Genomic DNA, 10810 nt, shown 5'->3' with positions numbered 1-10810 from the left:
TACTTCATTATCTGCTACAGTTTCAAGGCTTGTTTGCGCACCGATAATTTCATGTGTAGCGGCATCGATAGCCAAATGAAGCTTGCGCCAAACTCGACGTTTTTCTTTGCCATGCTTACGCATTTTCCATTCACCTTCGCCATACACTTTGAGGCCTGTGGCATCGACGACAACATGCGCTACCGCACCTCTTGAGGGATTGCGGTACTTGACGTTCACCGTCTTGGCGCGTTTACTGATACAGCTGTAGTCTGGAGCAATTAACGGTATTTTCATCAGCTGAAATAGGGAGTTGATGAACCCTTCGGTCGCACGTAATGACAGCTTAAAAATCCCTTTGAGCATCAAGGCGGTTTCGATGGCGGTGTCGCTGAATTGAAAGCCACGGCCACGACCGCCGTGATGCTTTGTGCAATGCCAAGCGTTAACCGCTGCCTCGTCCAGCCAGAAGGTAACCGAACCACGGTTGACTAATGCCTGATTGTATTGCTTCCAATTGGTGATATTGCGTTCTGACTTACCCATGAAACTGACCGAAGACCTGTTATGCAAGATCAGATCATGGAAAGCGAAAAAGGTTCCGCTTATTTAGGCAACAACGCCCGGCAGCGATAAAACCCGCAGGCAGCTCAAACAGATCACCGCTGACAGAGGCGCCGGCAACGTATTGATCGATTGATGAGCGGCGAATGGCATCTGTGCTGACCCAATTGTAAGCGGCTTTATCATAAAGGTCGCGACCAAACACATTCAACGGCTTACAGCCATTGGCTCTGGCATGTTCACTACGACATACCAAGGCACCATTTTTATCGCGGATAACATCGACAGCATCCTTAAAGCGCTGCTCGAACATCTCACCGTACCACTCGGTATCGGCTTGAACATGGCCAACAGTGGCATAAACATTGTATGACCAGGTATCGGAGATTGCGCCTTCAAGCCCCAAAGCTAAGCGGGCTGTGGTTCGCTCTTGACTGTATTTTCGGTTACCAAAGTCGGACGCCAAGTAACCAACTCTGGCACCGTCACCTGGCCGCCTTTCGGCCGCTTTGACCAAACTTGCAGCTTCGGACGAAAGAAAAGCATTATCTACATGAAGCGGAATAGTGAGGAATGCCGGAGAGCTTTCACCATAGGCTTCTGACTTGGCATAGCTGGCTTCCATGGTAAATTTATGATCATCATTAATGTCATAGTTCATGAAAGTAAAGAAGTTAATCCTGTCCAACGGCGTCTTAATAAAGGAGTTTTCGGCAAAGCTGTAGCCTTCGCCTCCAAGGTAATCTATCCGGCCATTAGTGAGTTTGGGCAGAGGTTGCCCCAGCTTCATTGGGCGAATTTTACCGTCATCACTGAAAGTGTATTTTTCTCCGGCTCGGGTGGTGAACGCTCCGGTCTTGGTGTAGGCGGCCAGGACCTGTTGACCATGACCCCACATTATTGCTTGGGGATCATTCGGGCCGCTGGCATTGGGATTTCGCACTACAATCGGCGCTTCGCGCAAAAAGTCCCTGTCCATATGTGCGATCTGCCCCTGACGCGACCAACTTATGTTGGTTACGAAATTGGCTTTGCCAATATCAGAGCCGAAGGTCAGTGAGGCGTATTCCTCTTCACCTCCAGATTGTGTTGGTCTGGTGGTAGAGGCATCCAGCGCCAGCCCATCAAAACTGGTCTTGGTCACTATGTTAACTACACCGGCAATGGCATCAGAACCATATACTGCAGATGCCCCGCCTGTGGTGATTTCGATACGCTCAACTATGGCTGTTGGAATATTATTCAAATCTACAGCACCTGAGCCCGGTGAGCCGGCCACAAAGCGCCGGCCATTCACTAATATCAGAGTTCGATTGGAGCCCAATCCTCTCAGGTCAGTGTTATTTAAACCGCTGGCAAAAACAGAGTTGTTGGTGGTTTCCGGTGACAGACCAACCAGGGTATTAGGCATCTTATGCAGAAGATCTGCGACGTTGGTAACACCGGCATCAATAAGACCGTCACCAGTGATTACGGTAACAGGGGTCGGGGCCAACTCTCCTATACGTTTAATTTTTGAACCTGTGACTTCGATACGTTCTATGGGTTCATCTTTATCTTTAGCGTAGCTGGTTCCAGAATAAACAGCACAGCCGGCAGTAACTAAAAGACAGAAGCGAATTGCTTTTGCGGTTGTAGATACAGAGGTCATGACTATCTCCTTGAGAAATTATAGTTTTCATATTTCTTCTTGTTTGTCAGATACGGAAATGACCAATTAATGATTCAATTTATTACATGTGTTAGCAATAGATTGACTTTGGGTGGTTTTGAGAGAGTTTATTGTTCACAATTTTGCTACATAAATTTTTTGATTAAAAATTTTGCAACCGGTTAAAATCTGTCTGTATTTTTTGTTAAATGGATTTTCATACGTTATATCTATGTTTCTGTTTGGCGATTTTTTGTTGACATTTTAAATTGTAAGCAATTATTTTTATTTGTTTTACAGTGTGTTATGCGTTATTTTTTGCGGGTTAGCACTGTCTTTATTGTTTGAAAAGCCATGAGGGGATTTTTCGGTAGGATAGGTATCTTTAATCGGGGGGACTTTGGAGAGGATATACCGGATGTGTTATTGTTAACTTCGAGGTACCGACTTTGATCCAATTTAAAAGAAAGCGCTCTTGAGTAAACAGGAATAACCGGCAGTAACCAAACTTTGCGTGTGGATATAAGCGAAGTGGCTTAAGAGGGAACCCTGATATCCAATCCACATCTATCTAACAGGGTTTTAGTTAATTAGGGAAGGTGCCGATTACTTAAAGCCACTTGCTGTTATGCAAGTGGCTTTTCAGTAACAATAGAATTAGAACTTATAGTTTACCCCCACAGTGAGTCGTTGACCCAGCATGTCGTAGTAAGCACCTTGGTTATACACGCCTGGCTGGCGAGGTGGGGTGCGATCAAACATGTTGAGTATCCCGGCGCGAACCTGCAAGGCATCTGTGATGTTGTAACGGCTGGTCAAATCAAAAGTAGTATAAGACGGGATATCGTTATAGTTGTTTTGATTGGGTGACCATTCGTTATCCCGCACTGTGTCGCTGCGATAGTTGGCAGTCAATACGGCCGAGAAGTCATTGTAGGTGTAGTCTGTGGTCAATCGATGACGCCAGCGTGGGCGAGCCTGCTCACCTGCCGATTTAACTTCATCATCGGCGAATCCGGTCGGGTTGAATGAACGTTCTTCCAGATAAGTGCTGAATAGGCGGAAGCCCCAATCACCGAAACTGGTTTCAAGGCGGTAATTGGCTTCAATATCAAAACCTGAAGTGATACTGGATGCTGAGTTAACCGGCTTCTCGTAGTAGTTCACTATCTCATGGGTATCGGGATCACGTTCCAGCAAAGGACAGAAGTCGTTATCTGTGCTGCTTGACTGATAGCAGTACTTAACGACTTCAGCACCGCTGAAGCTGTTGATCACGTTCTCCATGTCAAATTTCCAGTAATCCACTGTCAGGCTGAAGTTTTCCAGATAAGATGGGGTGTACACAAAGCCCAGAGTGATGTCATCTGCAACTTCGTTCTGCAGGTCCGGGTTACCTACAATAAAGCCTGGACGAGTTGAACCGTACCAGTCCTGGGAAGGTTCAAAGTCGGTCGGGATCCCTTGAGCTGCACAGTTGGCCAATACATTGTCCAGATAGTCCGGGTTGATCCTGTTCCTGAAGCTGGTAGCACAATAATCGTTGATGGTGCGGAAGGTTTGGCTGGATGGGTTGTACAGTTCGGCAATGTTAGGTGCCCGTACAGACTTGGAGCGGTTGGCCCGGATCCGTAAATCGTCATTGAGCGCCCAGTTGATGCCGACTTTCCATGCAGTATCAGAGCCGGAGGAGGAGTAGTCCATATAACGGAACGCGGTTTCCAGCGTCAGATCCTGCACCAACATCACATCCTGCAGCAGCGGGACGGATAATTCGGCTGATGCCTCGGTCACATCGAACTCACCATAAAGTGGTTGAGACTGGTTTCCAAATAATAAACCATCACGCATTGCCGGATCCGGCAGGGTTTCAGCCGTTTCCTTACGATATTCAACGCTGAATGCAGCAGCGATAAAGCCGGCAGGCAGTTCAAATAGATCGCCGCTGACAGAGGCGCCGGCAACGTATTGATCGATTGATGAACGGCGAATGGCATCTGTGCTGACCCAGTTATAGGCGGCCTCATCATATTGGCCGCGGCCAAATATATTCAAAGGTTTACAGCCATTGGCTCTGGCGTATTCGTCACGACATACCAGATTACCGTCGGCATCTTTGATCACATCGACAGAGTCATAGAAGCGCTGCTCGAATATTTCACCATACCATTCGGTGTCGGCTTGAACATGGCCTACAGTGGCGTAAACATCGTAGGACCAGGTATCGGACAGTGCACCGTCAACACCCAGTGCCAATCTTGCTGTAGTTCTGTCCTGACTGTATTTACGGTTGCCGAAATCAGATGCCAGATAGCCTAATTTTACCCCTCCACCTGGTTTTTCTTCACCGGCCGTCACCAAAGCCGCCGCTTCAGGAGAGAGCAGGGCATTATCATCATAGAGCTTGAAATTGAGGAAGGCAGGAGAGCTTTCACCATAGGCTTCGGACTTGGTGTAGCTGGCCTCCATGGTAAATTTATGATCATCATTGATGTCATAGTTCATCACAGTAAAGAAATTGATCCTGTCCAGTGGCGTCTTGATGAAAGAGTTCTCAGCAAAGTTGTAGCCTTCACCACCGAGATAGTCCACCCGGCCGCTGGTTAGCGGCGGCAGTGGCTGACCCAGATCCATTGGCCGAATTTGACCGTCATCGCTGAAGGTATAGCGGGTGCCATTGGATTCAAAAGTGCCTGTCTTGCTGTATGAAGCCAGTACCTGTTGACCATGGCCCCACATTATTGCTTGCGGATCATTCGGGCCATTGGCATTGGGATTTCGCACCACAATCGGCGCTTCACGCAGGAATTCTCTGTCCATGTATGAAATCTGCCCCTGACGTGACCAACTGATGTTGGTCACAAAGTTGGCTTTACCCAAGTCAGAGCCAAAAGTCAGCGAGGCATATTCTTCTTCACCCCCATCTTCGGTGGGGCGTGTTGTAGAAGCATCGATAGCCAAGCCATCAAAACTGGTTTTGGTCACTATGTTGACCACCCCGGCAATGGCGTCAGAGCCATAAACAGCAGACGCGCCACCCGTAGTGATTTCGATGCGCTCAACCATGGCGGTAGGGATGTTGTTTAAATCCACGGCGCCTGAGCCTGGCGAACCGGCTACAAAGCGGCGGCCGTTAACCAGCACCAGAGTGCGGTTGGAACCCAATCCTCTCAGGTCAGTGTTATTCAGACCACTGGCAAAAACAGTGTTGTTGGTGGTTTCCGGTGACAGACCAACCAGGGTATTAGGCATCTTGTGCAGCAGATCTGCTACGTTGGTAACACCTGCTTCAATAAGGCCATCGCCTGTGATCACAGTGACCGGTGTTGGTGCTATCTCCCCTATACGCTTGATTTTTGAACCTGTGACTTCAATACGTTCAAATGTTTCAGGTTTATCTTCAGCATAACTGAAACCTGTAAAAGCGATACTGGTAGCAGCAGCCATAAGGCCGAAGCGAACGGCTTTGGCTGTTGTAGATATGGATGTCATATCTCTCTCCTTGATTATTATTGTAAATCGCCATGCTTGGCTGTGTTTTTATTTTGTTTGTCAAATGTTTCAATGACAAAGATATGATTCAATTTAAACCTAGATTTAGCAACACATGATCATGTTTATTAATTTATAATTAATTTATTTTTAACAATTTAAAAACAAGGTGAGCTGGGTGAGTTAATCGATTAAAATCAATTAATTATATTAAATACTATTGCTGTACAAAAATATTGTGTTGCGCAGATGTTTTAATTTAAACAAATTTGCATCAGTGATAATAGTAAGCAAATGTTTCTATGCCCTTAGTAAGGTGTGTCGTGCGTTAATTAATTGAGCATGTGCATTTTGTTTATTTTTCATACGCCTGAGTTTTTGCTGAACGGAATTAAAATATGGGAACTTTCCGATAGGAACAGGCTCTTTAATAAGGCATGATGTGAGGGGCTCCGGTATATTTAACACCGGATGTATCGTTTAAATTCCGGATTACCGGCTCTGCTCCAAGTGTGCTGGAAGTGCTCTTGAGGAGACGGTAAAGAACCGGCGTGAGGTTAAGGGAAGACCATGTCATTTAATCAATCTTTGAGTAGAGGCAAGAGCGAAGCGGCCCAAGAGGGAACTCTGACATCCAATAACCGTGTCAGTAAAAAAGATATGCGGATAAGCGCGGCTCGCAGGCGAATAGAGGATATTCGAGAACAGATGGCCCTGTCCCGTGAACTGGGAGTGGGAGTGTCGGCAGATGATCTGGACTTTGACTGACAGCCAAGCTATTACTGTCCTTGGAAAGCCCGCATTCAAGCGGGCTTTTGCTGATTAAGCCTGGATTGCGGCGTGATAACGCTCAAAGGCCCGTTCGAGGTCGGCAATCAAATCGTCCGGATCTTCCAAACCTATATGCAGTCTCACCAGGGGCTTGCTGCTGTCCCACTGGGTTGCCGTGCGCAATTTCTCTATGCCGGATATCGCCAGAATAAGGCTTTCGAAGCCACCCCATGAAAATCCCATCTTGAAGTGCTCCATCCCTTCGACGAAGGCAGTCATCGCCTTGCGGTTACCCTCTTTGAGCACGAAGGAAAACAAGCCGTTGGCCGCGCTGAAGTCACGCAGGAAAAACTCGTGCCCCGGGCAACTGGCAAACGCCGGGTGGCGCAGGTGATCCACTTCCGGGCGCTGCGCCAGGAAATTGGCCACTTTGAGAGCATTTTTTTCATGTTGCGCCATTCTCACCCCCAGGGTTCTCAGCCCCCTGGCCGCCAGAAAGATATCGTCTGCAGAGGTGCATTGGCCCATGAGATAGCTGTTCTCCCTCAGGGTATCCCAGTGTGCTTCATTGGCGGTCGCCGTACCCAGCATCACATCCGAGTGACCCACTATGTACTTGGTGGCGGCCTGAATCGAGATATCGACGCCCATCTCAAACGGGCGACAATTGATGGGGGAGGCCCAGGTGTTGTCCAGCATGGTGACCAATTGATGTTCATGGGCGATGCGGCACAGGGTCGGCACATCCTGGACTTCCATGGTGATGGAGCCGGGAGACTCCAGAAACAGCACTTTGGTATTGGGGCGGATAAGATCGCGGATACCGGCACCAATCAAGGGGTCATAGTAACTGGTTTCAATCCCCAGCCCCTTGAGCAGCTTGTCGCACAGATCCCGGGTGGGCTCGTAGACACTGTCTACCATCAGCAAGTGATCGCCGGCCTTCAGAAAAGACAGCAGGGCACCACTGATGGCCGCAGAGCCTGAAGGGTAGAGTGCAGTGCCAACACCGCCTTCGAGTTCGGCAATGGCCGCCTGAAAGGCAAAGTGAGTCGGAGTGCCGCGGCGGCCATAGAACATCTCCCCTTTGGCGCGATTGGCCGTGGCGTGGCGCATCTGTTCCATGCTGTCAAATACGACGGTTGATGCTCGAAACACGGGAGGATTGATCACTCCCTTGCTCCACTTTTTGTCCCGGCCGAGTGAGACCAGCTTGGTGGCTTTCTTCATGGATGCAACTCTTGTTTGTGATGGCGGGGCGGGCGCCCCTTTGAGGCATATTAACATTGAATCTTGTCATTGCCAGTGCGGCGGGCTTGAGACTTGTTCAAGTTGGCCGCGGCTTAAAGCAGCGGCAGGCTGACCCGAATTTCGACACCCGAGCCGTCGCTCAGGTTGCTGGCACTGATATGGCCGCCATGGAAGGCGGTGATAAGCCTGGCGATATAAAGTCCCAGTCCCAGATGCGGTTTGGACTGCATCGTTTGCGGCCGCACTGAGACCATGGATTCGAAGATCTGCTCGGTCATGTTTTCCGGCAACAGTGGCCCTTGGTTTTCCACCCTGAGCAGGGCCTGTTTGCCCTGCACCTTGAGGCTGATGCGGATATCGGTATCGGCTTTGCTGAACTCAATGGCGTTGCTGACCAGCTTATCCATCAGCTGGGCGATATATTCAGGTACGCCGCGCATGGTCAAAGGTTCATCCGGTAACACCAGCACGAAACCTTGTTCCTTGTAAGTCATCTGATACCCGGCGACGCAGCCTGCCACTACCTTGGTCAGCGGGAATTCATCTATCTCGGCCTGGGACAGGGACTCCTCGAGCCGGGTGGCTTCGCTCATGTTGGCGAGGATCAGCCATAAGCGGTTGACCCCTTCCTGGGCGCGGTCGACATACTTGGCCGTGTCCTTGTCCAGTTGCTGCAGACTCAAGTGCTCCAATGAGCTGCGCACCACGGCCACCGGGGTTCTCAATTCGTGGGATAGCCGTGAGGACATGTTTTCCAGATAGTGGGTATATTGCCCAAGCCGGCTGACGATATTGGCAAAACTGCGCGACAGATCGCCGATTTCATCGCGCACTTTTGAAGGTGGAATGGTGTCGCGAACCCGACCCTGGCTGTCGATGGCGCGCTCGGCCTGATCCCTGAGTTTGCGAATGCGGCTGGAGATCCCGGAGGCAAACACAAACAGTGCCAGGGTTCCCATGGCCATCACGGTCAGGATCACATTGAACAGCTTCTCCAGTGCCCGGTTACGCAGGGTACGGATACCATGGGTGGTTTCCTCGGCAACCACGGCGCCCATCACCTTATCGTCAATCCAGATGGGGCTGGCCGCTGCCAACACCACCGCCTTGTTATCCGGTGTCAGGCGCCAGGTGGAGGCCATCTGGCCATTCAGCGCCCGGCGAATATGGCTGCCGCCGAGTTCAGTCGAATCCTGCAGTGAGTCGATAAAATCCATAGGTGGCTTGGTCAGCACTGTGTAGTAGATGGGGTGTAGATAGTCGTGTTCCAGTTTGCCAAAGAAGCTTTCCGGTTGCCGCTCCTCTTCGACCGAGCGGGTCCAGACACTGGAATCGGCGCGGATATCGCCCGACTTGGCCAGCACCCGGCCATGGACATCCACCACCCAGATCCGCGAGCTGTTATGCCCCATGCCTTTGATAATACTTTCAATTTCCGGTGATGGTACCAGAACCGTCCCCAGCTTGTCGGCGCGGTCAGTGGCCGAGGTACCGACTATGGCTTCCAGCCTACGGCTCTTCTTGTTGTTGACATCATGAATGGCAAAACTGAGTTTACTGCCCACCATCTCCAGCGGCATTCTGAGTTCAATATTGTAACCCTTATCGGTTTTCAACCACTGGCCCTGAATGCGGACCTCTGGTGTCACCGGGGCGCTGAGCGCCGGATTTTCAGGCAACTCGAAGGCGCTGAGCCAGCCATCGCGCTTGTTGGCTATGGTATAGCGGCGAAAACGGCCATCCGGGGCCAGGGTGGCGATGGCCAGATAGTCGTTGCGATCCACACTCAGGCTGTTGCGGCCGCGGTAAATCACCTTTGGATCCGTTACCTCGAAAAAGCCGTAAAGGTAGCCGCCATATTTACCGACCATATGGGTAAAGCTTAGCGTTGATTGGCTGTCACTCAAGCGCATCAGGGTATGTTCTTCGCCATAGGTCATGGCGCGATGGCGGTAGGCCTCCCAATCATTGAGGCGGCCATCCAGCTGAATGGGGCCGTTGAGCGGGTAGGCGTAAAGATCGCGGCCCTTTTCTACTTGATTGAGGAAACTGGCCTGACTGTCGAACAGTCTGGGTCTTTCATGCAGCGCCGTAGCCAGGGCCTGAGTGGTCCCTTCCAGGGTTTTCTCCTGGCCGTGACGCAGATATTTCTCCATCTCCCACACATACTGATAGCCAAGCCAGGGCAGGCACAGCAAAAACAGCGACAGTACCAGAGTCTTGGTTCTGAGGCCTATTGGCGGGTGATAAGAGGGGAACTTCAAGATTCGGGATCCCAGCGATAACCCATGCCGTAGACGGTATCTATACAGTCAAAGGCCGGATCGGCGGCGATAAACTTACGCCGGATCCGCTTTACATGTGAGGTAATGGTGCTGTCATCGACATAAATCTTGGCTTCCTGCATCAACTCGGTGCGGCTGCGCACATGGCCGGGATGTTTGGCCAGGGCGTACACCATCCAGAATTCGGTCACTGTCAATTCAATCGGCTGCTGTTGCCAATATACCTGAATTCGATTGGCATCTATGGTGAGGGCGCCGCGCTCCATCAGGGTGTCGGCCGGAGCGCTGCTGCCGGCGAGTTCGCAGCGGCGAAACAGCGCCGCCAACCGCGCCAGCAAATGGGGAAAACTGACATCTTTACTCAGGTAGTCATCGGCACCCAGACGCAGACCACAAACCGTATCGAAGTCGCTGTCTCTGGCAGTGAGAAAAATAATCGGCAGGGTGCCCGACATCGCCCGCAGCGACTGGCATAAGGTAAAGCCACCGTCGATTTCATGCTCCAGACCTATGTCAATAATGGCCAGATCCGGTAAGCGGGTGTTGAAGGCCTGCATCGCCTCGGGGCGGTTGGCGTAAGTCTGTACAGAGTAACCCTGTGATTGCAGCACATCTTTGTAGTTTTCTCTTATTGCAGCTTCATCTTCCACTATGGCAATGCGTTTCATCTGCCTCTTGTTCCTGCCGAGCCTTGAATAGCCGTGACTATACAGGATTTTAGCCGTGAAAAAAGCGATCGTTTCCGATTGCCATTTTGTTGCCACAATTGATAGCCAAAGTGCCATTTTTGCTCCCCAGACTTGCCATTTCAATGGGG

General features: G+C 50.5%; 7 protein-coding genes. 1 reads left to right on the top strand and 6 read right to left on the bottom strand.

Annotated features, from left to right (window positions below; genetic code table 11):
• From ACMHXH_RS08225 to ACMHXH_RS08215, 3 genes are all read right to left on the bottom strand, one after another.
• A partial coding sequence (locus ACMHXH_RS08225) for an IS5 family transposase (protein ID WP_413737951.1) occupies positions 1–525 on the bottom strand: 525 nt, incomplete at its 3' end.
• 34 nt (positions 526–559) lie between these two features.
• Positions 560–2194 (bottom strand): TonB-dependent receptor plug domain-containing protein, encoded by a 1635-nt coding sequence (locus ACMHXH_RS08220; protein ID WP_335912807.1) that lies wholly within the window; start codon positions 2192–2194, stop codon positions 560–562.
• Positions 2195–2851: 657 nt separating this feature from the next.
• Positions 2852–5686 carry a TonB-dependent receptor domain-containing protein gene (locus ACMHXH_RS08215; protein ID WP_071476187.1) on the bottom strand — a complete coding sequence of 945 codons (2835 nt, stop codon included), beginning with the start codon at positions 5684–5686 and terminating at the stop codon, positions 2852–2854.
• A gap of 570 nt (positions 5687–6256) precedes the next feature.
• Here ACMHXH_RS08215 and ACMHXH_RS08210 point away from each other — a divergent pair.
• Positions 6257–6454: a hypothetical protein gene (locus ACMHXH_RS08210; RefSeq protein WP_039033344.1), complete on the top strand. Its 198-nt coding sequence runs from the start codon at positions 6257–6259 to the stop codon at positions 6452–6454.
• A gap of 54 nt (positions 6455–6508) precedes the next feature.
• On the opposite strand, the gene ACMHXH_RS08205 is transcribed toward ACMHXH_RS08210, so the two are convergent.
• The 3 genes from ACMHXH_RS08205 to pdsR all read right to left on the bottom strand — a co-directional run bounded on the left by ACMHXH_RS08205 (position 6509) and on the right by pdsR (position 10661).
• The gene (locus ACMHXH_RS08205) at positions 6509–7687 is read right to left on the bottom strand and encodes a cystathionine beta-lyase (RefSeq protein ID WP_144361302.1); all 1179 of its coding nucleotides are present in this window, start codon (positions 7685–7687) and stop codon (positions 6509–6511) included.
• Positions 7688–7800: 113 nt separating this feature from the next.
• Positions 7801–9972, bottom strand: a complete 2172-nt coding sequence (gene pdsS / locus ACMHXH_RS08200) for a proteobacterial dedicated sortase system histidine kinase (RefSeq protein ID WP_071476185.1) — start codon at positions 9970–9972, stop codon at positions 7801–7803.
• Positions 9969–10661 (bottom strand): proteobacterial dedicated sortase system response regulator, encoded by a 693-nt coding sequence (gene pdsR / locus ACMHXH_RS08195; protein ID WP_025009526.1) that lies wholly within the window; start codon positions 10659–10661, stop codon positions 9969–9971. The genes pdsS and pdsR overlap by 4 nt, the downstream gene beginning before the upstream one ends.
• Positions 10662–10810 lie beyond the last annotated feature (149 nt).

Source organism: Shewanella sp. BJSY2023SW001, from assembly GCF_047314685.1.
Classification (GTDB): domain Bacteria; phylum Pseudomonadota; class Gammaproteobacteria; order Enterobacterales; family Shewanellaceae; genus Shewanella; species Shewanella indica.
The sequence above is the reverse complement of the archived record's forward strand: the minus strand, read 5'-3'. Positions and strand labels throughout refer to the sequence as shown.

What these genes read in the sequence shown, in the direction of transcription:
- ACMHXH_RS08215 (WP_071476187.1), bottom strand. Translation starts at nt 5,686, where the DNA reads ATGACATCCATATCTACAACAGCCAAAGCCGTTCGCTTCGGCCTTATG.
- ACMHXH_RS08205 (WP_144361302.1), bottom strand. Translation starts at nt 7,687, where the DNA reads ATGAAGAAAGCCACCAAGCTGGTCTCACTCGGCCGGGACAAAAAGTGG.
- ACMHXH_RS08220 (WP_335912807.1), bottom strand. Translation starts at nt 2,194, where the DNA reads ATGACCTCTGTATCTACAACCGCAAAAGCAATTCGCTTCTGTCTTTTA.
- ACMHXH_RS08210 (WP_039033344.1), top strand. Translation starts at nt 6,257, where the DNA reads ATGTCATTTAATCAATCTTTGAGTAGAGGCAAGAGCGAAGCGGCCCAA.
- pdsR (WP_025009526.1), bottom strand. Translation starts at nt 10,661, where the DNA reads ATGAAACGCATTGCCATAGTGGAAGATGAAGCTGCAATAAGAGAAAAC.